Genomic DNA, 22,838 nt, shown 5'->3' on the forward strand with positions numbered 1-22,838 from the left:
ATGAAACCTGTTGTAAGAGAGTATTCAAATGATGAAACACTTCAAAGAGATGTAGAGCAATTAAAATCACTCGGTGTTGCAAGAGAGGACATTTATGTTCTGTCCCATGACGATGATCGTACAGAGCGTATTGCTGGAAACGCAGATGCCAATACGATAGGTCCAAGAGAAGTTGGACTGAAACATGCTGTTGGGAACATCTTTAGTAAAAAGGGCGATGAGCTCCGAAATAAAATCCATGAAATTGGTTTCTCTAAAGAAGAAGCTGAAACATTTGAAGAACATTTAGACGAAGGGAAAGTCCTTCTCTTTGTGACAGACCATGAAAAAGTGAAAACTTGGGCATAATCGCCAACTGAAAAAAGTCTCTTACTTTCGTAAGGGGCTTTTTTTCATGCCTTCATCTCTGAAGGAGAGGATGCATCTTTTTTCCTATATTAAGAAAAAACAGCAGATTGGAATAAACAGTAAATCATCTAATTGAAAATGCAGATATACCAAAGAAAATGATAGGAAATGAGAAAGGAATAGTCAAAATATCACAAAAATCTATTCGGGAAATAATTATTGTATCTTTCAATTTTGTTTCAAAATGTAATGGGAATCTTGTGTAATTTAGTAGATAAATTTCTTAGTTCTATTGGTTTATGTTGTGTTTTTATGTAGAAATAAGTGTTTTGAGGTCAAAAAACCACGAAAAATACCTGTATTTTCAATTAGAAAATTCATTTTAATGTTTAGGAAATAATTTGTTGACAAAATAATCTAAAAACAATATATTTGGCTTATTCCAGTTGTTATGGAAGTAGTTGTTAAATTTCTGATGGGTTTATTCTAGGCACACTCTAGTGATAGGTGGTGGCATAAAACCAAGGTAAAAGCACTCGGGAAATTTCTACTAAAACACAAGAAAATGGTTTTTTACATGAAGAAGAAATGATAGTCGATTTAAACAGTAGATGATCTTTCTACTATGATCACTTTGCAAGAGATAATTAAAAGACGTCGTATTCCTGCACAATAGAGAAAGCGTTTTCAAGAAAGGCAGTGAGTTGATCGAACGGTGAAGGAGGTGAACTCATATGAAAAAAAGAGAGAACAAGCTGAGGCGCTGCAGCTGTCAAATGGCTGCATATGAGGATGCATGCTGAAAAAGAAGAGTGAACATGTGGGATGCTTCTCTCCTTTTTCAGAAAATAGATTTCCTAAAAAATCCATCTTTCATTTTAACATAAGGTGTTTGGCTTGAAAATGACCTTTGCCCGGAAAGTCGATTTTAAATAGAAGGAGGTCCTGTGATGAAAAAGGCTTTATACCATGAAGACAGTGGGTTGTATCTAGAAAAAATGCGAATGGCATTTCAAGAACATTATGAGAAAAGAACAGATATGTGGTCTACTGATCCATCTTTAACAGATGCAGCCGTGGTGTCACTAAAGGCATGGCGTTCAAGGGAAAAGAATGCACTTGCTTCTGTGCTGGATATCGGGTGCGGGAACGGCCGGGCACTTGAACATTTAAGTGGGCTTTCCGCATATGTCGGCATCGACCTGTATGAGCATGAGGAGTGGGTAGGATTACAGAAAAGAGAAACGGTTCCTGTCCATTTTGTTCATCAAGATTTTATGTCCTGGTCGATGGGCCAGGGTCGAGGGATGCAGTTTGATTTAATTTTAGATCATGGCTGCTTTCATCACCAGCACCCTGATGATCATGAGCGTTATTTAAAACAGGTTTCCTCTTTGCTTCATGAAGGCGGCGTCTTCTCACTTGTTGTATGGGGAGAAGAGTGGAGAACAGGATTAATCGGAGAGGATGGCCGTTTCCACTTTTCGTTTTCAGACTCTCAGCTTGGAGAAAGAATTTGTTCATCAGGTCTGGAGCTTGTATCGATTACACCATTAAAAGCAAAAGCCGGCATTAGCCAGCATCATGTCATTGCCGTCAAAATCTAGTACAAAGGTGAACACTCAAACGTAGCAGAGGTGTTCATTCTAAGAAACAGCCTGTGCGCAACATGTAAGGGAAAGGCGTTATGAACCAAGAATTCTGCTCCTTTGTACTGGAAAAGACCTAGATTGACATATCGCTAGAATAGGTGGAATCAAGGTTTGAACGATGAGAGGAAACGCACATCCATGTTCTTTTAAGCTATTAGTGCGGACACATATTCATCACCATCACTGCGCTACCTGAGTCGATTTGGGTGCAGCGATGAATAGGGGGGAGACAAATGAACAAGTTTGTAGATGAATTACAATCAATGATTCATCATTTTACCTTTCAAGAAAAAAACTATTTGCTTGTGGGGCCAGTGAACCTGCCAATCTCCATTCAACATGAAGAAGTGCCATTTAAATGGTATGCCTTCGCACCTGTTGAAGGGGAGACAAAACCAACGATCGAATCTATTGTCCAAATGAGTACCGCGCAGCAAACCTTTTCCTCTTGTCTCTTATTTGGCGACTTTGAAAATGAAATGCCGCCGCTTGTGCGAATTCATAGTGTCTGCCAAACAGGGGATGTGTTTGGGTCACTAAAATGTGACTGCGGTCCACAGCTTGCGTTATCGCTGAAGAAAATCACCGATTACGGAAAAGGCATGCTCGTCTATATGGCCAATCAAGAAGGGCGGTCAATTGGGCTGATGGCGAAAGCATTGACGTATAAATTACAGGAAATGCAGCTGGATACTTTTGAAGCCAACCGTCTGATTGGCTGCGGAGATGATGACCGGATTTACGAGGAGGCAGCGGCTGTTCTGCACTATTTAAACAAAGGGAAACCAATGCATCTCCTAACGAACAATCCAGATAAAGTCGATTCCATTGCTGCCTACGGTCTTCCTGTTTTGCGGTTTGATCATACGGTCGAAGCCTCTCTCTATAATGAAGCCTATTTAAAAGCAAAAGCAGCCTCAGGGCATATGGTCGATGAGAAAAAATTAATTAATCAGTAGATGAGTTTACTTTAAAGAAGGCGGGAGAAAAGCGTGAAACCTGAAATCAATTGGATTCAAATCCCAAGCGGCTATGCAACAATCGGAAGTAATGAAGAAGATATGAAAAAGGCATCAGAATTCTGGAAGGACAAGCTTCTCAATCCAACTTACGGCCGTGAGAAAAAATTTCAAAAATGGCTGTATAAAGAATTTCCATCCTATCAGTCGTATATCAATGAATTTTTCATTTCAGATACGGTCGTCACCAATGAATGGTATCAAAGCTATTGTGATGAAACAGGCCAGTCGTACCCAGAGAGCTTAACGAATCAAGAGCTTGGCGGCGGGAAAGATCATCCGGCGTGGGGCATGGAGATCGAGGAAGCCTTCTCATTCTGTCAGTGGCTGAGCGGAAAACTCGGGATAGACGTGTCGATTCCTACTGAAGAAGAATGGGAATATGCTGCCCGGGGTAACACGAGAAATCAATACCCGTGGGGAGATGAGTTTGACCCTTCTTCCTGTAATACGTACGAATCAAATATCGAAAAAACGACGCCTGTCCGCCATTACGAAAAGGGCAGATCCTTATTCGGTCTTTATGATATGGGGGGCAACGTCGAGGAATGGGTCAACACCAAATATCATGTGTACGAAGGCGGCATTGAGGTCGTAGATGATTTAACGGAAACGCTTGGCAGTGATTACTACATTTTAAAAGGCGGCTCCTTTGCAAGAGGCGGAGATTTATGCAGAGTCGCCAGAAGACACGGAAAGCACCCAGACCCTGTTTTTCGATTTACTGGCTTTCGTGTAATGACTCGTCAAAAACAACATATAAAGGTGGGAGTGTAAAACTATGCATAGAGGACCAATTACATCTGTTTTATCAACTCAGCAGGACCAAATTGTTTACACTGGCGGCTATGACCGCTGTATTTATCAGTGGAACCGGGCGACAGGAGAAGGAACGTTTATTGGAAGTCACGAGCATATCATTAACTCTTTATCTCTTTCTGAAAACGGAAAGTATTTAGCGAGTGCATCGTCAGACTATACCATTCAATTGTTTGATACAAGTACTCATACTCAAATTCGCACCCTGTTTGGTCATGCGGATGATGTAGAAGCCGTTGCTTTTGCGAAGCAGGATACGTTGCTTGTATCGGTGTCCAGAGATAGAAGGTGCTTAGTCTGGGATATCGAAACAGGAGCCATCTTAAGAGAATTTCATGGACATAGCAAAGATGTATTAGCTGTATGGATACATGGCGATAAAGCTTATACAACAGGTGATGACGGATACGTTCTTGTATGGCTGTATGATACAGGTGAAATTGTAGGGGAAATCGGTCCGTTTGATTATGAGCTGGACACAATCAGCGGCAGCAATCAAAAAGAAGTGTTCGCACTTGGCAGAGACGATGGCACCGTTATTATTTATGATGCGGTGACTTTACAGGAGAAAAAAATCATCAAAGCTCATTTACAGGGCGTCAAGCGTGTGAACTTTTCTCCAAGCGGCAATTACTTGCTGACAGCAGGCTATGACCATTTAATTAAGCTGTGGAATTACGAAACAGGGGATTTGGTTGATACTCTTCTCCCTCATAAATATCAGTGGGAGCGCTCGCTTGTCTGGACGGAGGATGAGAAATCCATCCTAGGAGCCAGCTTTGGAAAAACGTATTGTGAATGGTCTATTGAAAAGGGGAAAGTGGTATCAGATGAGATCGAAATGGCGACACCATCTATTAATGATATTGCACTGACTGATGCGGGAGATATCATCACAGCATCAGATGACGGAAAATTCAGAAAGAATGGGATTGAAATCGCTAAATCGACAGGCGTTTTAACAAATGGAGTGGCTGTCGCACGAGATGGAAGCTATTATGCTTGGGGAGATCATGCAAGTCAGGTGCATATTGTTCATGAATCATTACAGCAAATGGTTTCGTTTGATCTCAATACAGGGCCGGTCAACAGTGTGTATTTCCACGAGGAGGATCGGCAATTTTATATTGGAACTTACGGCGGCTATGTACATGTCATTTCGACGGAGCATTTAAAGGAAGTTGGCCGTTCCAAAGCACACGATTGTGCTGTGAAAGCACTAAAAGTAGAAGGAGATCATATCATCACAGCTGCGGTAGAAGGAACCATCTGTCTTTTAGATAAGAAGAGCTTGTCTTTAAAAGCGAAATATATCGGGGCGACTGAGCTATTAAATGACGTATTCATTGATAGCAAAAGAGATCGTATTGCCATTGTCAGCCGTGACAAGAATGTGAGATTGTTTGATTTGCATACAGGAAGAATTTTAGACCAGCATAATGAACACCAGTATTCGATTAAATCGGTCTCTGTCACAGACTCTGGCTATATTGTGAGCGGAGATTATTGGGGCTATATCGTTGTGTGGAATCCAGAGCTCGGGGTCAATACCGGCCCAATTAGAATTGCCAAGAATGGAATTAGTGCCATCAGACAATTAGGCAATGATGTATACGCAAGCTCGTATGATGGTGGGATTTATCATATTCGAGAAGATGGCACGTATACCGAAGTACTGCGCTTATTTGAACAATTTCCAAAAGAAGTAATCTCTCATTAAGAAAAAGAATGTAAGCGGGGGATTCTCATGATAAGTGTTTGCAAGGAACATATGAAAAAAGGTCTGACTGTACTCAATTGTCCGCATGTGCTCCTCATTAATAAATATGAATGTCGCAAATGCTGTTTTTGTAAACAACGAGCATCATATAAACTTTTTTATTCCTTGCCTTACTATGATCGTTCTGAAAAGAAACGGATGGAAAAAATATGAGAATAGAACTCCTTCATTTCCTGAAGGAGTTCTTTCCCTTGAAAGAGAAGAAAGGAGACTCACATGAAAGACGATGTGTTTTATATGAAACTGGCGATTGCCAACGCAAAGGCAATGAAAGGGCAAACCTCCCCAAATCCGCTTGTCGGTGCAGTCATTGTGCAGCAAGGTGAAATTGTTGGAATGGGTGCTCACATGAAGGCGGGCGAACCTCATGCTGAAATTCATGCACTGCACATGGCAGGAGAAAAGGCAGAAGGAGCTCATCTGTATGTAACGCTCGAACCTTGTTCGCATCATGGGAAAACGGGTCCTTGCACAGAAGCGATTATCAAAAGTGGTGTGAAACGAGTAGTCATTGCGACGCAAGATCCGAATCCGCTTGTAGCAGGGAAAGGGATTATCGTGTTGAAACAAGCAGGGATCGAAGTAGATGAAGGAATATGTAAACAGGAGGCGGATCGCTTAAATGTGCCTTTTTTCCATTTCATTCAATCAGACCTTCCCTACGTCATCTTAAAATCAGCCATTTCATTAGATGGGAAAATTGCCACAGCTCAACTTGAAAGCAAATGGATCACAGGAACAGAAGCGAGGCAAGAAGTGCAGCAATTGCGCCAAGAAGCAGATGCTGTGATAACAGGTGTCGAAACGATTATTCAAGATGATGCAGGTCTTATTGTGAAAGATTCAATCATGACCCAGCCCATTCGTGTCATTTTAGATTCCACATTAAGAATTCCGCTTCATGCCAAATGCTTAACAGATCACATGGCGAAAACCATTATTTGTACATCACAAAACTACGATCAAAAAAAGTATCATCAGCTGATACAAAAAGGACATCAAGTATTTGTCACAAGCGGAGAACATCGGACAGATCTTCAGGATGTGTTACACATGTTGAAGAAGCGCTCTGTGATGTCAGTGCTTGTTGAGGCAGGAGGCAGTGTGAGTGCGTCATTTTTAGAAGCATCATTTGTGAACGAAGCCGTTATCTATATGGCGCCTTTATTGATCGGAGGGAAAGACGCACCTACTTTCTTTGAAGGAGAGGGTGTGAAAAAACTAAAAGAGGCGATCTGTCCAGCGGATATTGAATATAGTATGGTAGGAAAAGATTTAAAAATGACGATGAGATTTCAATGAAACAAAGACCTTGTGTATGGAGCGCAAGGTCTTCTCAACTTTTCCAAATAAAAATAAAAATGTACATACACCTTTCCTGGTGAGGATGAATACGATGGAGGGGGGTGATTCTATGAAAAGATGTAGACAATGCGGAAAAACCTATCCCTCTCATTCTAAAGGCCATTACCAAAAAGGAAGCTGGTATGATGCGTATAAGGATGATGGATGGGAATGTGATAGCTGTAAGAAAGGAAAGTCAGGAAAACCAGTGAAAAATCCTTGCTGCGGAAAAGATCCTTGTGTTTGTGTCATTCAAGGTCGGCCAGGCAGAAGAGGTCCAGCAGGTCCAGCAGGTCCAGTAGGCCCAGCAGGCCCGATAGGTCCAACGGGAGTAGGCTTAACTGGCATCGTGGCATTTGATCCAGCGGTAGCCCCAACTTATCCAGTAGGTCAAGTCGTGACATTCGATGGAAGTACGTATGTGGTGAATTCAGCGCCGCCAACAGGTACGCCAGGTACGTCACCAGATTATACATTGTTAGCAGCTGCTGGTGAAACGGGTGCAACCGGAGCAACAGGTACAGGAGCGACCGGTGCGACAGGAGATACAGGTGCGACTGGAGTTACCGGAGCAACCGGAATCACAGGAGCCACAGGAGCAACAGGTACAGGAGCGACCGGTGCGACAGGAGATACAGGAGCGACTGGAGTTACCGGAGCAACCGGAATCACAGGAGCCACAGGAGCAACAGGTACAGGAGCGACCGGTGCGACAGGAGATACAGGAGCGACTGGAGTTACCGGAGCAACCGGGATCACAGGAGCCACAGGAGCAACAGGTACAGGAGCGACCGGTGCGACAGGAGATACAGGTGCGACTGGAGTTACCGGAGCAACCGGGATCACAGGAGCCACAGGAGCAACAGGTACAGGAGCGACCGGTGCGACAGGAGATACAGGTGCGACTGGAGTTACCGGAGCAACCGGGATCACAGGAGCCACAGGAGCAACAGGTACAGGAGCGACCGGTGCGACAGGAGATACAGGAGCGACTGGAGTTACCGGAGCAACCGGGATCACAGGAGCCACAGGAGCAACAGGTACAGGAGCGACCGGTGCGACAGGAGATACAGGTGCGACTGGAGTTACCGGAGCAACCGGGATCACAGGAGCCACAGGAGCAACAGGAGATACCGGCGCCACCGGAGCGACCGGAGCAACGGGAGCAACAGGAGATATCGGGGCCACCGGAGTCACAGGAGATACTGGCGCCACCGGAGCGACCGGAGCAACGGGGGCAACAGGAGATATCGGAGCGACCGGCGCCACCGGAGTAACGGGAGCAACAGGAGATACCGGCGCCACCGGAGTAACGGGAGCAACAGGAGATACCGGCGCCACTGGAGTCACAGGAGCAACAGGAGATACCGGCGCCACCGGAGCGACTGGAGCAACAGGAGATACCGGCGCCACCGGAGCGACTGGAGTAACGGGAGCAACAGGAGATACCGGCGCCACCGGAGTAACGGGAGCAACAGGAGATACCGGCGCCACCGGAGCGACTGGAGTAACGGGAGCAACAGGAGATACCGGAGCGACCGGAGTAACGGGAGCAACAGGAGATACCGGCGCCACCGGAGCGACTGGAGTAACGGGAGCAACAGGAGATACCGGCGCCACCGGAGTAACGGGAGCAACAGGAGATACCGGCGCCACCGGAGTAACGGGAGCAACAGGAGATACCGGCGCCACCGGAGTAACGGGAGCAACAGGAGACACCGGCGCCACTGGAGTCACCGGAGCGACCGGAGTAACGGGAGCAATAGGAGATACCGGAGCCACTGGAGTCAAGGAGCGACCGGAGTAACGGGAGCAATAGGAGATACCGGAGCCACTGGAGTCACAGGAGCAACAGGAGATACCGGCGCCACCGGAGCGACTGGAGTAACGGGAGCAACAGGAGATACCGGCGCCACCGGAGCGACTGGAGTAACGGGAGCAACAGGAGATACCGGCGCCACCGGAGTAACGGGAGCAACAGGAGATACCGGCGCCACCGGAGCGACTGGAGTAACGGGAGCAACAGGAGATACCGGCGCCACCGGAGTAACGGGAGCAACAGGAGACACCGGCGCCACTGGAGTCACCGGAGCGACCGGAGTAACGGGAGCAACAGGAGATACCGGCGCCACTGGAGTCACTGGAGCCACCGGAGCGACTGGAGTAACGGGAGCAACAGGAGATACCGGAGCCACTGGAGTCACCGGAGCAACTGGATCGAGTGCGATTATTCCATTTGCATCAGGTACCCCTGCTGTCTTGACTACAATTGCAGGCGGTCTTGTTGGAACATCTAGTTTGGTCGGCTTTGGTAGCTCTGCAACAGGCGTTAGCATACTTGGTGGTATCATCGACTTAACAGGTGCAGCAGGTACGCTTTTAAATATGGCATTCTCTGTACCAAGAGATGGTACTATTACTTCATTTGCCGGATACTTTAGTACCACGGCAGCATTAGCTTTAGTCGGCACGAATATTACAGTAACAGCTAGCTTATTTGCTTCACCGACACCAGATAACAGCTTCACTCAAGTAGCGAGCGTCACATTGGCTCCAGACTTAACAGGTATTTTATCGATAGGTGCTATTTCAAACGGCATCGCTACTGGTCTGAATGTGCCAGTTACAGCAGAAACAAGATTACTGGTTGTTTTCTCTGCGACTGCAACAGGCTTATCTTTAATTAACACCGTAGCAGGCTATGCGAGTGCAGGCTTATCCATCACGTAATTGAAACAGGGATGACTCAATTTGAGTCGTCCTTTTTTGTTTGAATGAATTTTCTCTTAACTTCGCAAGAAAAAATGATATGATTTTCTTAGAGCTTATTCGATGAATTTAGTTGGATTAGGGGTTGTGGCGGTGAGGATGGGCAAAAGGAAAGTCACTTTACAAACGAAAATTTTGGGATTAATAATCGGGCTTTTGCTTGTTGTCATTGCGTTATTGACCATTTGTTTTGGTTTTTTGCAGACCTCAGAAAGGCAGCGGCAAGCAGAACAGCTGGCGGTGCAAACCGCTAGAACAATCTCATATATGCCGCCCATTAAAACATCGGTGGCCACATCTGCATCGAAAAATGAAGAACAGGTAGTACTTGAGCAAATGAAGGATCAAGTTAGAGCACATGCCATCTTCATTACCAATCAAAAAGGGAAGATCCTTTTTCATACGAACCATGAGAATGTAGGAAAAACCATCAGTGTATTTAGAGGAAGAAGTACCCTGCTTTTTGGGGGAACCTCCATATCATCGGGTGATTCTAATGGTGAAACCGTTGTCAGAGGCAGTGCCCCGATTATGAAAGAAACAGGCAAGCATGAAGAAATTATTGGCACAGTCACTGTCGAATTTTTAAAAAAGGAAATCGATCAAGCGACCGCCCATCAACTATTCAAGCTTAGCTATATTGCTCTTCTTGTCCTCCTGCCTGGTATATTCGGAGCGATCTTTTTAACAAGAAGTATTCGTAAAGATACATTAGGTCTTGAACCGCATGAAATTGCTTCATTATTTCGAGAAAGAGAAGCGATGCTGCTTGCGATAAAAGAAGGGATTATTGCATTTGACCGCAAAGGCGCGATTACGATGATGAATACATCTGCTGAACACATGCTGCGCGTTTCATCCGAGCTGCGGCTTCATATTGATCAAGTCTTGCCAAAAGCCAACCTCCTTTTCTATTTAAAGGCAGAGACAATTGAACCGAACATCGAAACCGTTGTCAATGATAAAACCTATGTCTTAAATGTGAAAAAAGTGGTGCAGGACAACCGTGTCTTTGGAGGGATTGTGAGCTTCAGGGAGAAAACAGAGCTGACGAAGCTGTTGGATACATTAACAGAGGTCAGCCAATATTCAGAAGACCTGAGAGCACAAACACACGAATTTTCAAATAAGCTGTACGCCATTTTAGGTTTGCTTGAGCTGAAGCAAGTGGATGAAGCCATTGACTTAATAAAGGAAGAATATATGCTGCAAAACCGTCAGCACGATTTACTGATGAAGCAAATACGATCTCCTAAAATACAAGCCATCCTACTTGGCAAGCTAGGGAAAGCCTCTGAGAAAAAGGTACATTTCCACATCGATGAAAATAGTTCATTGGAGCCGCTCCCAGCACATTTAAGTCTATCTCACTTTATTACCATCATCGGCAATCTCGTAGACAATGCGTTTGAGGCTGTATTGAATCAGGAGAAAAGAGAAGTAAGCTTGTTCATCACAGATATTGGATTTGATATTATCATAGAGGTGTCTGATTCAGGGGATGGTGTCAATGAAGGAGCCATTTCACAACTTTTCACAAGAGGACATTCATCAAAGGGAGAAGGACGAGGCTATGGACTCGCCAATGTCAAAGAAGTATTGGACGAACTTGGGGGCTGGATTGAAATAACGAACCAAAAAGAAGGCGGTGCCATCTTCACTGCATACATACCGAAAGGCACAAAGGGGGAATAAATGGTGATGAAGGTACTCATTGCGGAGGATGATTTTCGAATCGCAGCCATTCATGCATCTTATATACAACAAATAGAAGGATTTCAAGTCGCCGGAAAGGCAAAGAGTGCAAAGGATATGTGGGAGGCGCTTCAAAAGGAACAAGTCGACCTCATCTTGCTTGATGTGTATATGCCCGATGAGCTCGGCACAAACTTGTTGCCGCTTTTAAGAGAACGCTATCCAGAAATAGATGTGATTATTATCACTGCGGCTACGGAAACGACACTTTTAAAAGATGCCCTTCAATACGGAGTGGTTCATTATTTAATCAAACCAGTGACCGCACAAAAGTTTGCGCAAGTTTTAACTGAATATAAAGAGAAGAAAGACATCATCAATTCCAAGGATGAAGTCAATCAAACGATGATTGATTTGTTTTTTGGACAGATGCAGGAAGAGCCAAAGGAACAGGATGACAGAGACCTGCCTACAGGCATCAATTCGCTGACTTTGGACAAGGTGAAAACATTGATGGCATCAGAGAATAATGGAATTACAGCAGAAGAACTAGGAGAAAAGATGGGGGCATCACGTACAACAGCGAGACGGTATGTTGAGTATCTCGTGACAACAGGAGAATGCCGGGCAGAGCTTGCGTACGGAATTATTGGCAGACCAGAGCGAAAATATTATCCTGCCAAAAAGCAAGCGGAGTCTTAAAAGATGAAAAAAGCAATATGCCTTGTCGTGATCATAATATGTCTTTGTATGCCGCTCACCTTTAATGAAAAAAAGGGAGGTGACTCTTTCCTGCAGCACAGCCCATTATATATCGTGGTGTCTGGTGTCCCTGACGGCGGCTTTGACCAAACAGCTCAAGTGATGAAATCAGTGCTCGAGAAGGAAAAGCTGGTGAAGCGGCCGGTGAATATCCTTTATCAAAGAGGCGGAACGGTGGATAAAGGATGGACATATATGCTGGAGCGAGATACCAACTATATTAGTTTAAATTCAAGCCTATTGTTAAGCCGTAATTTGCTTGGCAGCAGTAACATGACAATGAACGATGTCACACCGCTCGCCATTTTGGCAGAAGAGTGGCAGGTCGTCGCAGTCCCAGTGGATTCTCCCTTTTCAAATGGGAAGGAGCTATTAAACACACTAAAGAAGAAACCGGATTCCTTAAAAATTGGATTTGCCCCAGACTTTGGAAATGATGATCAAATCTCATTCGCACGAGCGGCAGAAATGGGAGGAATTGATCCATACCGCATTCAATTTTTAAAATTTGACAGTGCAGATGATTTATTTCAGGCGCTCATTGACCATGAGGTGGATGCAGCAACAACAACGATTACAGAGGTTCGTCATGATTATGAAAAGAAGAGGCTAAAACTCATAGCGACCACAACCAATCAGCGTTTAGAGGGATTTGAAGATGTGCCTACTTGGAAAGAGCAAGGAATCCCGCTCATCTTTTCTCATTGGCGTGGTGTCATGGGACCCAAACAAATGAATCAGCACGAGATTCGTGAATGGGATCAGCTTCTTCAAAAAATGACACAGACTAAGTCCTGGAAAAAACAATTAAAGCAAAAGGGCTGGACAAGTCGTTATATGAACAGCAAAGAGGCAAAGATCTTTATGGAAGAGCAATTAAGGCGATATGAGCAGTTTATTCAAGGAGAACAAGCGGTCGAGTGAGACCGCTTTTTTTCATGGAATCCATCAAAACCAAGGTTTGAACAAAATGAACAAAAAGCATTTATCGACCGAAAAAGAATTAAAATTCATAATATTTACTTCAATTCAGGCGTCAGATATCATGACAGAAAGGGTTGGAAATGGGATACCAACATTTAATGAAAGCGTATACAATATAAGGGGTGAACAAAGTGTTAGCAATCTTAGGATTTCTTATGATGGTTGTATTTATGGTTTTGATTATGACGAAACGTATGTCTGTTTTAACGGCATTGGTGTTAACACCAATTGCTTTTGCTCTTATTGCAGGTTTTCATTTTACTGAAATTTCAGACATGATTGTCAAAGGTGTGCAGCAAGTCGCACCGACGGCGGTCATGATCATGTTTGCGATTTTGTACTTTGGCATTATGATTGATGCAGGTTTATTTGATCCGATGGTGGCGAAAATTTTAAAAATCGTCAAAGGCGATCCATTAAAAATTGTTGTCGGGACAGCTGTCCTGACTATGCTTGTTGCACTTGATGGTGACGGAACCACAACGTACATGATTACAACAACAGCGATGCTTCCGTTATTTACGCTGCTTGGCATCCGTCCGATTATTTTAGCGGGAATTGCCGGAGTTGGCATGGGGATTATGAATACAATTCCATGGGGAGGAGCCACACCTAGAGCGGCGAGTGCACTTGGCGTTGATCCATCACTTTTATTTGGTCCGATGATTCCAGTCATTGGTGCAGGGGTTTTGAGCATGATTGTGGTGGCATATTTTCTTGGGAAGTCTGAAAGAAAGCGTCTTGGTGTCATTGAGCTCGAACAGCCGATTCATGCAAATGAAATGGCAGCGGCACTACAGGACGACATCAAGCGGCCGAAACTTTGGTGGTTTAACCTGTCGCTTACGTTGTTATTGGTGCTCCTTCTTGTCTCTGGAAAAGTCAGCTTAACGGTTCTATTTGTTCTTGCTTTCTGTGTGGCAATTATCGTGAACTATCCGAACCTTGAACAGCAGCGTGAGCGGATTGCGGCTCATTCAACCAACGTTTTAGCGATTGCTTCCATGATATTTGCGGCAGGGGTTTTTACAGGCATCTTAACAGGCACGAAAATGGTCGATGAAATGGCGATTTCGATTGTATCTGCCATTCCAGAGCAGCTTGGCGGCTTCATTCCAGTCATTGTGGCGTTAACGAGCGGAATCTTTACGTTCTTTATGCCGAATGATGCATACTTTTATGGGGTCCTGCCGATCCTATCAGAAACAGCGGCAGCATACGGTGTTGATAAAATTGAAATCGCGAGAGCCTCTATTATTGGCCAGCCGATTCATATGTTAAGCCCACTTGTTCCATCCACTCATTTACTTGTTGGACTTGTTGGGGTATCACTGGATCAGCATCAGAAGTTTGGCATGAAATGGGCTGTGCTTGCAGTTGTCGCCATGACGGTCATGTCGGTACTCATTGGGGCCATTTCCATTTGGTAAATAAAAGAGTGTCTGCTAAGTGAGCAGGCACTTTTTTTAGGTCATATTACCGAGCAAGCTCAATTCATTTGCCCTATACAAAAACACTCTTGTTCCTCCAAAAGATATATTTTTGAAAAATACTGACACTTTTACTGTTTTTTTCTTTATAATGCAAATCAACGAAGGGAGAGGATAGCATGTCCAACCGAAAAGGCACGATTCTTTTTGCTGCTATATGTCTCATAGCAGGAAGTTTGTCGATGGTGAGCCCAGCTTCAGCTCATGCAGATACCCCTTATTATGGAAAGAGTTATGAACAGCCAGCCTCAGTGAAGAAGCTATACCCTGAGCCTGACGAGACGTTCGATACCCCCGCATTTCAGAAAAAAGGAGAAGCCTTCACCACACAAGAAGAGCTTCAACAATTCTTACGTGATATTGTCCGCAAAAGTCCTTACGCTACGCAGAAGCAGATTGGAACATCCATTGAAGGACGGTCCATTCCAGCCCTCTACTTTACAAAGGATCGTCATATTTCTCCACTTTCAAAAAAGCCAACGATCTGGCTTCAAGCACAAATACACGGAAATGAACCAGCCTCCGGTGAATCGGCACTCGTCATCGCAAAACGATTAGCTGGTGAAGAAGGAGAGCGTATACTCAATCATGTCAATATCATCATTGTCCCGAGAATCAATCCTGATGGTGCTTATGCGTTTGACCGCAGGCTTGCAAACGGAATGGATGGAAACCGTGATCATATGACATTAGAATCTCCAGAGCTGACAGCCTTGCATCAAGAATTTAATCGGTATGCGCCAGAGGTAGTTATTGATGCCCATGAATACGATGTGGGTCAAAAGCAGTTTGAAGATATCGGCTCAGCGGGAGCCCTCAAATATCACGATTTACTGATCTTATCAGGGAAGAACTTGAATATTCCAGAAAGCATCCGGCTCACGTCAAATGAATTATACGTGAACGGCGTCCGTGAAACGCTAACAAATCAAGGATTTTCAAATGATTTATATTATACAAGCACAAGAGGAAAGGATGGAAAGATCGATCTCTATGAAGGCGGAACGGATGCACGAATTGGTCGAAATGCTCTGGCACTCTCCCCAGCACTATCCTTTCTTGTAGAAAGCAGAGGGATTGGCATTGGAAGAGAGGACTTTACCCGCCGCGTCGCAGCACAAGTCACCACACATGAAAAAATCATTGAAACAACGGTGAAACATGCAAAGCAGGTGAAGCAGCAAATGGTGACGGAGCGTTTGAAGCTGGTGAAAAAAGGTCTCCAATCGAATGATGACGATCAAGTGGTCATTCAAGATGATTTCAAAGCGCCGGTGGATGATTCGCTTGAAATGGTAGATATTGAAAAAGGACAGACCATCAATGTCCCTGTACGCTTTCACAGTGCGAGCGATGCTACTCCTGTCATGTCGAGAGAGCGACCGACAGCTTATCTTGTTTTACCTGGACATGAAGGGGTAGAACGGAAGCTTCAAACCTTAGGGTTAAAAAGTGTCACATTGCCTGCCGGTGTAAAAGTACCGGTACAAGCCTATCAAGTAACAAAACGAGATGAAAAAAGCAAAACAGATATTCAGCTTGAAACAGAACTCACCCAAAAGAAACGTCAGCTGCCAAAAGGGACAAAGGTATATTTCACGGCGCAGCCGCAAACGAATTTGTTGTCACTTGCCCTTGAGCCAGAATCAAAAGACAGCTACATGTCATCTGGATTTATTGCTTCAAAAGTAGGCGATGAACTGCCAGTATACCGGTTCTTGCTATCTAAAAGGACGTTGGGCATTAAATAAAAAAGGGCTAAAATCAACATCATTTTAGCCCTTTGTCTACAATCTAGAAGCGGCACAGTGCGTGCTGCTTTTTTATTTTCGTCCTGCTCTTATTTCATCAGTCAAGCCTTCATATGGTGCTTCGGCGATAATGGTTTCGTCATTTACACCTGCATGATGGATATACGTAATGTCCGCAAATTCTGGAACAACATATTTCGGATATGTTTCGTACTTTTCACGAGATTCTTTCATGAGATCGATGTAGTCATTTTGATAGCAAACTGTGATATCTGGACGTTCATGCACCCATTTTGGGAAGAAGATGACGCCATGCATGCGTTTTTCTTCAGGCATAAAGTTCAGAGAGACGTCTGTCCCAGTTGGCTCTGTCCAAGAAACTTTGTAAACGCCTTTTGTTAGCTTCACAATATTCACTTCTTGATCACGGACCCAGCGGCCTCCAACCATTCCGCTATGAATGCGGTAATCAATGGTGTGATCGTTTTTAATGTAAATCTCATATTCCCAGCCATTTTCATACGTATAAATCATATGAAGTCCAACGAATTGATCCATGTTGATTCCTTCTTTCATTAGAATGATGTTGTTTCAAACATGTCGTGATTTACATGTTTATTTTAAAGTCTGTGGTATACTATTGTCAAAGAATAAGCGTTGGAGGCACATCATGAGAGTTTTGAAATATGCCATTCTTGGTTTACTAGATCAGTGTGAGCTGACTGGATACGATATCACCAAACATTTTAAGGATTCCCTTGGACAGTTTTGGAGCGCGAAGCATAGCCAAATTTACCCTGAGCTGAAACGGCTCACAGAAGAAGGGTTTATTGAATTTGATGTTCGTATACAAGGAAAGAAGCTGGAGAAGAAGGTTTATCAAATTACAGAGGCAGGGCAAGCAGCATTGCATCAGTGGTTAAGGACAAAAGACCCGATCCCAGAAACAACAAAGGATGAATTCATGCTCAAAACATTTTTCATCTCCTCCATGGACAAAAAAGAAGCAGCTGATCTGTTTACACATCAACTGCTAGAGCGCACGAAGAAAGTCGACATGCTAAAGCAGAAGCTGCATGCGTTAACAGAGGAAGATCCTGGGGCTGAATCGCTTCATTCAGCGCAATTTGGGCATTACTTAGTGCTGACAAGGGCAATTGAAAGAGAAAAAGGCTATGTCCGCTGGCTCGAGCAAACCCTTAAACGGATTGATTCATCCTCGCTCTAAGGACAATGGTCGGATGATATGATAAAAAATGGTTTGAAACTAGTGAATTTATAAATAGAAACCGCTACAATGGATATATTCGTATTAAAGTGAGGCGAGTATGTTTGAGTAATCAAGAAGCGTTGTGGAATGAAGCAGAAGCTTTTATTTCTGTATGCTATGAAGAATTGGGCAAGTCAAATGAAGAGAAAGCAGCACGTCTGCATGAAATAAAACAAGAAATTAACTCTAAAGGGACGTATACTCACACACAAGAGGAATTGGCGCATGGAGCGAAAATGGCGTGGCGCAACAGCAACCGCTGCATTGGCCGTTTATTTTGGTCAACCCTGCATGTTCACGACTGCCGTCATGTGAAGACAGAAAAAGAGGTGAAAGAGGCACTCTTTCATCATATTGAGTATGCGACCAATGATGGGAAAATCAAACCATCCATTACGATCTTTCCTCCAGAAAATCATGCGCAAAAGGAAGTCGTCATTTATAATCATCAGCTCGTTCGTTATGCAGGCTATGAGACGGAGTACGGCAACATCGGCGACGAGGCTTCTCTTGAATTAACAAAGTTGTGTGAAGCCCATGGCTGGAAGGGGGAAGGCACGCATTTTGATATCCTGCCTCTCATGTTTCAGCTAAAGGATCAACGGCCAGTTTTGTATGAGCTTCCGAAAGAAATCATCCAAGAAGTCGAGATTACCCATCCTGAATATGAAGGATTTCGTGATTTAGGACTGAAATGGTACGCCGTTCCGATTATTGCTGATATGAAATTGGAGATTGGTGGTATTCATTACAATGCAGCGCCGTTCAATGGCTGGTATATGGGCACAGAAATTGGCGCACGTAATCTAGCCGATGAAAATCGCTACAATATGCTGAAAAAAGTCGCTTCGATTTTAGGACTGGACACAACAAAGAATGCGTCGCTTTGGAAGGACAAAGCCATTGTTGAGTTGAATGTGGCGGTTCTTCATTCTTACAGAGAAGCAGGGGTGACCATTGTTGATCACCATACAGCAGCACATCAATTCAAACAGTTCGAAAAGCAGGAAGAAAAGGCTGACCGTAAGCTGACTGGGGACTGGACTTGGCTGATTCCACCGGTATCACCAGCTGCTACCCACATCTTCCACAAGCATTACGACAATACCATTGTGAAGCCGAATTATTTTTATCAGGAAAAGCCCTATCATGGAACAGAAAAAGCCTAGCGAAAGCTAGGTTTTTTTTATGAAAACTTCATCCCTTGATGCGAAAATCCTGATAATGAGCGAACTCAGTGAGCGGCTCCATCTGCATATCTGTGACCTTTGAAAAAGGGCTTCCTTTCCGGACAGTCTTTAAGAAATCAAGCACTTCCTGCTGCTCACCCTCTACCTTTAACTCGACATGCCCTTCATCTGTGTTGCGTACCCAGCCTTTCATCCCGCGATTGACGGCTTCTCCTTGTACAAAATAGCGAAAACCGACTCCCTGCACCCGTCCTGTGACAATGGCATGATAATGAATCAATGTCATCTCTCCTTTTTTCTCATCGTACCATAGCATCTAACTGACCTTCACGCATCGACTATGATTTCATTGTCTAACGATGTAAAATAATAGCCATGAGACAATCAAAGGAGATGGTCATCGTGGGACAGAAGAGATACGACATAGTAGGAATTCAAGTAGGACAACCCATCACGACCTATGCAAACGGAAAAGAAATCAAAACAGCCATCAACAAAAAGCGAATTCATGAGCCTGTCTATTTGAGTAAGGTCAATTTTGAGGGAGATGGTCAAGGTGATTTGGTTCATCATGGAGGATATGATAAAGCCGTCTGCGTCTTTCCATACGATCATTATGCTTATTTTGAGCAGTTTTTAGGGGTTCCGTTACAGGAAGCTGCCTTCGGTGAGAATGTGACCGTGCACCAACTAGTTGAAACAGAAGTGCGGATTGGCGATGTATTTCAGCTTGGAGAAGCACTTGTTGAAGTGAGCCAGCCAAGACAGCCGTGTGTGAAACTATCTTTTAAGCATGGCAACATGAAGCTTGTAAAGGAAGTACAGCAAACGGGGTATACCGGCTTTTATTTACGGGTGCTGAAAGAAGGCTTAGTGCCTGCTGATGCTTCTCTTGTATTAGTAGAAAAAGCACCTCATCACATTACAGTCCATGAAGTGAACGAGGTCAAATATCGTCAAACAAGTCCAGAGAGGCTAAAAGCCGTTCTTGAAGTAGATGCCTTAGCAGATGTCGTGAGAAAGTCTTTAGAAAAACGAATTCAGCCCATTTAAAAAAAGCCGTACATTAGCATAAGATGTACGGCTTTTAAGCGCTTATGAGCTAGGTTTCTTTTGCTCAAGAAGATTTGCAAGGAAATATGTTTTTAAGCTTTGAAGCTTTCTTCCTTCATGCTTGGTCACACCAAGCTTCTTTAATTCTTCGACATACCAGCCTTTGCTACCATAATGCATGATAGAAAACTCCTTTCAATTGAAACTGCCTGCATTGTAACATCTCAAAAAAGGACGTGAAAAGTGTGCAGGTATGAATAAATGAAAACTGATTCTATCTTCCTATGATCCATGTATATGCTGGAAATGATCATTTATGAATTTGGCGGGTTGAGGGTAACGATGATCATGCCGACCGTCATAATCATGATGACAATACCAAGATAAGTCATCATGGATTGTTTTTTCTTAATACCTACAACCGTTAAGATAATACTTTCAATCAAAAAGATAACGCCGATGATGATGAACCACATATCAAATAAGACCCCTTTCGCATATCTTTGCCTATTTTACCACAGGCATTTTTGTTTAGTCGTGACAGATTCGTGAAAGGGAAACGAAAAGGATCCCCTCCAATGAAGAAGGGGATCAGCTGGCTTATAGCTTCGTTAATATAATCGGTTCGTCTTTTGTGATGACAATGGTATGTTCAATCTGTGCGACTAGGCTTTTATCTGGTGTTTTAAAGGTCCAGCCGTCATCAGCCTGATAAATCGATTCAGCATTTGTTGAAATAAAAGGTTCGAAGGCGATCACGGTGCCATTCTTAAACAAAGCATTATCGAATGGATCATAATAGTTCAAAATATGGTTAGGTGCTTCATGCAGATTTTTCCCAATACCATGTCCTGTCAGATTTTTAATGACAGTAAATCCTTGTTCTTTTGCTGTATTGTAGACCGCACGGCCAATTTGGTTTTGTCTTTTGCCGGCTTTTGCATGCTTTAATCCTTCAAGGAATGCATCCTCTGCACACTGGCATAATGCTTCAAGACGAGCATCACCTGTACCTAATACGAATGAAATACCGGTATCGGAATAATAGCCGTCCAGCTCTGCTGAGATATCAATATTGATGAGGTCGCCCTCTTGTAAAATGGTTTTTTCACTTGGAATACCGTGAGCAACTTCATCGTTCACGCTGATACAAGTCGTCCCAGGGAAGTCATATTCCTTTTCGGGTGCTGAATTCGCCCCATGTTCTTCTAATATTTTTTTCCCAATCAAATCTAGTTCTTTTGTAGACATGCCTGGTTTCGCTTGGCTTTTCATTTCTTCTCTTGCCAAAGCGACAATTCGGCCGACTTTTTTTAAGGCTTCTAACTCATGATCATGTTTGACAATCACTGTTCATTCCCGCTTTCTATAACTTCATTCTATTCAATAGCTTACCACATTTTACGCAAAAAGAGTAAAGAGCGGAATTCAAATGAATGTGGACAAATTGGTATAGATAACTAGATGTGTATATGATATATTTTTTATGAGCATCATGGACGTTTAGTCATGATGATGACAAAGGGGGAGAAGGCAAATGGTGTTTCAGTTTTTTCAAAAGCTAGGCAAATCTTTTATGCTTCCAATCGCTGTACTTCCAGCAGCAGGGATTATTTTGGCTATTGGGCGGGAGGATGTATTCGATATCCCGTTTATTCATGCGGCTGGAAATGCCATTTTTGCAAACTTGGCTTTAATTTTTGCAATGGGGATAGCGATCGGCATTGCAAAGGATGGTAACGGGGCAGCGGCATTATCAGGTGCAATCTCTTATTTTATTTTATCAGCTGGTACAACGTCGATTAATTCAACGAACAATATGGGGGTATTGGGCGGTATTTTATGCGGGCTATTGGCAGGTTATGTGTACAATCGCTTCAAGGATACGAAGCTGCCCGAATACTTAGGTTTCTTTAGCGGAAGACGGCTTGTGCCGATTATGACCGCACTTTTCACCATTTTATTAGCAGCCGTTTTCGGATTTGTATGGCCTCCGATTCAAAGCGGGATCAATGGTTTAGGAGAATGGATTTTAAGTCTTGGTGCAACGGGTGCAGGGCTGTTTGGTTTCTTTAACCGCTTGCTCATTCCATTAGGGCTTCATCATGTGCTGAATAACTTATTTTGGTTTCAATTCGGGGAATTCAGCGGGGCAACAGGAGATCTAGCGCGATTCTTTAAAGGAGATCCAAGCGCGGGTGTCTTTATGACTGGTTTCTTCCCAGTGATGATGTTCGGTCTGCCAGCGGCATGTTTAGCCATGATTGTGACCGCAAAGCCTGAAAAGCGAAAAGCAACGGCTGGCCTGATGATTGGTATGGCGCTTACGTCATTTATTACAGGGATTACTGAACCAATTGAATTTTCATTTATGTTTTTATCTCCACTCCTATATGGTGTCCATGCTGTACTAACGGGTCTTTCGCTCTTTATTGTGAACATTCTCGGGATTCATAGCGGCTTCGCTTTTTCAGCAGGAGCAATTGATTACGTTTTAAGCTTTGGCATTGCACAAAAACCACTCATGCTGCTTGGGGTTGGGGTGCTTTATGGCATTGTGTACTTTGTCGTTTTCTATTTCCTCATTAAACTGTTAAAGCTCAAAACACCGGGTAGAGAAGATGAGGACATTGAAGATATTGCAGCCGATGATACGAAGACGGCAGGTGCGAGTATACTTTTAGAGGGACTTGGCGGCAAAGACAATATCACCGCCATTGATCATTGTGCCACCCGCCTGCGTTTAACAGTAGAAGATACACATTTATTAAATGAAGGCACATTGAAAAAAGCAGGTGCCAAAGGTGTACTGACTTCAGGGAAAACCTCCGTACAAATCATCATTGGAACGAATGTAGAATTTGTCGCAGATGATCTTCGCAAGGAAGTCGATCGAGATTAAAAAAAGCGTT

Annotated in this window: 22 protein-coding genes; 17 read left to right on the forward strand and 5 right to left on the reverse strand. The window is 43.7% G+C overall.

The window, feature by feature from the left end:
• From MHH41_RS03665 to MHH41_RS03725, 13 genes are all read left to right on the forward strand, one after another.
• Window positions 1-348, forward strand: coding sequence for a general stress protein (locus MHH41_RS03665; protein ID WP_003214326.1), 348 nt, complete (start codon window positions 1-3; stop codon window positions 346-348).
• 950 nt (window positions 349-1,298) lie between these two features.
• On the forward strand, window positions 1,299-1,955 hold the full coding sequence (locus MHH41_RS03670; protein ID WP_003214095.1) for a class I SAM-dependent methyltransferase: 657 nt from the start codon (window positions 1,299-1,301) through the stop codon (window positions 1,953-1,955).
• Between the two features lie 278 nt (window positions 1,956-2,233).
• Window positions 2,234-2,959, forward strand: a complete 726-nt coding sequence (locus tag MHH41_RS03675; protein WP_050945773.1) for a GTP cyclohydrolase II — start codon at window positions 2,234-2,236, stop codon at window positions 2,957-2,959.
• A 33-nt stretch (window positions 2,960-2,992) separates the two neighbouring features.
• The gene (locus MHH41_RS03680; RefSeq protein ID WP_050945774.1) at window positions 2,993-3,796 is read left to right on the forward strand and encodes a formylglycine-generating enzyme family protein; all 804 of its coding nucleotides are present in this window, start codon (window positions 2,993-2,995) and stop codon (window positions 3,794-3,796) included.
• A 4-nt stretch (window positions 3,797-3,800) separates the two neighbouring features.
• Window positions 3,801-5,558, forward strand: coding sequence for a WD40 repeat domain-containing protein (locus tag MHH41_RS03685; RefSeq protein ID WP_050945775.1), 1,758 nt, complete (start codon window positions 3,801-3,803; stop codon window positions 5,556-5,558).
• 276 nt (window positions 5,559-5,834) lie between these two features.
• Window positions 5,835-6,920 (forward strand): bifunctional diaminohydroxyphosphoribosylaminopyrimidine deaminase/5-amino-6-(5-phosphoribosylamino)uracil reductase RibD, encoded by a 1,086-nt coding sequence (ribD, locus tag MHH41_RS03690; protein ID WP_340865706.1) that lies wholly within the window; start codon window positions 5,835-5,837, stop codon window positions 6,918-6,920.
• A 112-nt stretch (window positions 6,921-7,032) separates the two neighbouring features.
• Entirely contained in the window at window positions 7,033-8,769 is a 1,737-nt protein-coding gene (locus tag MHH41_RS03695) for a collagen-like protein (protein WP_340865707.1), read from the forward strand.
• A 452-nt stretch (window positions 8,770-9,221) separates the two neighbouring features.
• Window positions 9,222-9,692, forward strand: a complete 471-nt coding sequence (locus tag MHH41_RS18790) for an exosporium glycoprotein BclB-related protein (protein WP_445661605.1) — start codon at window positions 9,222-9,224, stop codon at window positions 9,690-9,692.
• Between the two features lie 138 nt (window positions 9,693-9,830).
• A complete protein-coding gene (locus MHH41_RS03705) occupies window positions 9,831-11,426 on the forward strand; it encodes a sensor histidine kinase (protein WP_340866662.1) in 1,596 nt (531 codons plus the stop codon).
• 3 nt (window positions 11,427-11,429) lie between these two features.
• Window positions 11,430-12,128: a response regulator gene (locus tag MHH41_RS03710; RefSeq protein WP_226804763.1), complete on the forward strand. Its 699-nt coding sequence runs from the start codon at window positions 11,430-11,432 to the stop codon at window positions 12,126-12,128.
• 3 nt (window positions 12,129-12,131) lie between these two features.
• Window positions 12,132-13,112, forward strand: a complete 981-nt coding sequence (locus MHH41_RS03715) for a tripartite tricarboxylate transporter substrate-binding protein (protein ID WP_322000632.1) — start codon at window positions 12,132-12,134, stop codon at window positions 13,110-13,112.
• A 191-nt stretch (window positions 13,113-13,303) separates the two neighbouring features.
• The gene (locus MHH41_RS03720; RefSeq protein WP_050944809.1) at window positions 13,304-14,602 is read left to right on the forward strand and encodes a citrate:proton symporter; all 1,299 of its coding nucleotides are present in this window, start codon (window positions 13,304-13,306) and stop codon (window positions 14,600-14,602) included.
• Between the two features lie 179 nt (window positions 14,603-14,781).
• Window positions 14,782-16,413 carry a M14 family metallopeptidase gene (locus MHH41_RS03725; RefSeq protein ID WP_340865709.1) on the forward strand — a complete coding sequence of 544 codons (1,632 nt, stop codon included), beginning with the start codon at window positions 14,782-14,784 and terminating at the stop codon, window positions 16,411-16,413.
• A gap of 72 nt (window positions 16,414-16,485) precedes the next feature.
• On the opposite strand, the gene MHH41_RS03730 is transcribed toward MHH41_RS03725, so the two are convergent.
• Window positions 16,486-16,971 (reverse strand): phenolic acid decarboxylase, encoded by a 486-nt coding sequence (locus tag MHH41_RS03730; protein ID WP_025206914.1) that lies wholly within the window; start codon window positions 16,969-16,971, stop codon window positions 16,486-16,488.
• 112 nt (window positions 16,972-17,083) lie between these two features.
• Between MHH41_RS03730 and MHH41_RS03735 the strand changes: the two genes are divergently transcribed.
• Both MHH41_RS03735 and MHH41_RS03740 read left to right on the forward strand, forming a co-directional pair.
• Window positions 17,084-17,641 (forward strand): PadR family transcriptional regulator, encoded by a 558-nt coding sequence (locus MHH41_RS03735; RefSeq protein WP_003214496.1) that lies wholly within the window; start codon window positions 17,084-17,086, stop codon window positions 17,639-17,641.
• A gap of 104 nt (window positions 17,642-17,745) precedes the next feature.
• Window positions 17,746-18,852: a nitric oxide synthase oxygenase gene (locus MHH41_RS03740; RefSeq protein ID WP_212046545.1), complete on the forward strand. Its 1,107-nt coding sequence runs from the start codon at window positions 17,746-17,748 to the stop codon at window positions 18,850-18,852.
• 28 nt (window positions 18,853-18,880) lie between these two features.
• Here the strand turns inward: MHH41_RS03740 and MHH41_RS03745 are convergent, their stop codons facing one another.
• Complete coding sequence (locus MHH41_RS03745; RefSeq protein WP_050944813.1) at window positions 18,881-19,153, reverse strand: acylphosphatase; 273 nt, start codon at window positions 19,151-19,153, stop codon at window positions 18,881-18,883.
• Window positions 19,154-19,275: 122 nt separating this feature from the next.
• Here MHH41_RS03745 and MHH41_RS03750 point away from each other — a divergent pair, with 122 nt between their 5' ends.
• Window positions 19,276-19,926: an MOSC domain-containing protein gene (locus tag MHH41_RS03750; RefSeq protein ID WP_003214182.1), complete on the forward strand. Its 651-nt coding sequence runs from the start codon at window positions 19,276-19,278 to the stop codon at window positions 19,924-19,926.
• A gap of 42 nt (window positions 19,927-19,968) precedes the next feature.
• On the opposite strand, the gene MHH41_RS03755 is transcribed toward MHH41_RS03750, so the two are convergent.
• The 3 genes from MHH41_RS03755 to map all read right to left on the reverse strand — a co-directional run bounded on the left by MHH41_RS03755 (window position 19,969) and on the right by map (window position 21,276).
• Complete coding sequence (locus MHH41_RS03755; RefSeq protein ID WP_003214303.1) at window positions 19,969-20,106, reverse strand: YflJ family protein; 138 nt, start codon at window positions 20,104-20,106, stop codon at window positions 19,969-19,971.
• A gap of 134 nt (window positions 20,107-20,240) precedes the next feature.
• Window positions 20,241-20,402, reverse strand: coding sequence for a hypothetical protein (locus MHH41_RS03760; RefSeq protein WP_003214360.1), 162 nt, complete (start codon window positions 20,400-20,402; stop codon window positions 20,241-20,243).
• 124 nt (window positions 20,403-20,526) lie between these two features.
• Window positions 20,527-21,276 (reverse strand): type I methionyl aminopeptidase, encoded by a 750-nt coding sequence (gene map / locus MHH41_RS03765; protein WP_003213886.1) that lies wholly within the window; start codon window positions 21,274-21,276, stop codon window positions 20,527-20,529.
• Window positions 21,277-21,463: 187 nt separating this feature from the next.
• Between map and nagE the strand changes: the two genes are divergently transcribed.
• Window positions 21,464-22,828 carry an N-acetylglucosamine-specific PTS transporter subunit IIBC gene (nagE, locus tag MHH41_RS03770; protein WP_050944804.1) on the forward strand — a complete coding sequence of 455 codons (1,365 nt, stop codon included), beginning with the start codon at window positions 21,464-21,466 and terminating at the stop codon, window positions 22,826-22,828.
• Window positions 22,829-22,838: the final 10 nt, after the last annotated feature.

This window comes from Bacillus sp. FSL K6-1145, from assembly GCF_038003425.1.
GTDB lineage: Bacteria > Bacillota > Bacilli > Bacillales > Bacillaceae > Bacillus > Bacillus pumilus.

What these genes read in the sequence shown, in the direction of transcription:
- MHH41_RS03725 (WP_340865709.1), top strand. Translation starts at nt 14,782, where the DNA reads ATGTCCAACCGAAAAGGCACGATTCTTTTTGCTGCTATATGTCTCATA.
- MHH41_RS03730 (WP_025206914.1), bottom strand. Translation starts at nt 16,971, where the DNA reads ATGGATCAATTCGTTGGACTTCATATGATTTATACGTATGAAAATGGC.
- MHH41_RS03695 (WP_340865707.1), top strand. Translation starts at nt 7,033, where the DNA reads ATGAAAAGATGTAGACAATGCGGAAAAACCTATCCCTCTCATTCTAAA.
- MHH41_RS03685 (WP_050945775.1), top strand. Translation starts at nt 3,801, where the DNA reads ATGCATAGAGGACCAATTACATCTGTTTTATCAACTCAGCAGGACCAA.
- MHH41_RS03670 (WP_003214095.1), top strand. Translation starts at nt 1,299, where the DNA reads ATGAAAAAGGCTTTATACCATGAAGACAGTGGGTTGTATCTAGAAAAA.
- MHH41_RS03705 (WP_340866662.1), top strand. Translation starts at nt 9,831, where the DNA reads ATGGGCAAAAGGAAAGTCACTTTACAAACGAAAATTTTGGGATTAATA.
- MHH41_RS03755 (WP_003214303.1), bottom strand. Translation starts at nt 20,106, where the DNA reads ATGCATTATGGTAGCAAAGGCTGGTATGTCGAAGAATTAAAGAAGCTT.
- MHH41_RS03735 (WP_003214496.1), top strand. Translation starts at nt 17,084, where the DNA reads ATGAGAGTTTTGAAATATGCCATTCTTGGTTTACTAGATCAGTGTGAG.
- MHH41_RS03675 (WP_050945773.1), top strand. Translation starts at nt 2,234, where the DNA reads ATGAACAAGTTTGTAGATGAATTACAATCAATGATTCATCATTTTACC.
- MHH41_RS03760 (WP_003214360.1), bottom strand. Translation starts at nt 20,402, where the DNA reads ATGTGGTTCATCATCATCGGCGTTATCTTTTTGATTGAAAGTATTATC.
- MHH41_RS03665 (WP_003214326.1), top strand. Translation starts at nt 1, where the DNA reads ATGAAACCTGTTGTAAGAGAGTATTCAAATGATGAAACACTTCAAAGA.
- MHH41_RS03715 (WP_322000632.1), top strand. Translation starts at nt 12,132, where the DNA reads ATGAAAAAAGCAATATGCCTTGTCGTGATCATAATATGTCTTTGTATG.
- ribD (WP_340865706.1), top strand. Translation starts at nt 5,835, where the DNA reads ATGAAAGACGATGTGTTTTATATGAAACTGGCGATTGCCAACGCAAAG.
- nagE (WP_050944804.1), top strand. Translation starts at nt 21,464, where the DNA reads ATGGTGTTTCAGTTTTTTCAAAAGCTAGGCAAATCTTTTATGCTTCCA.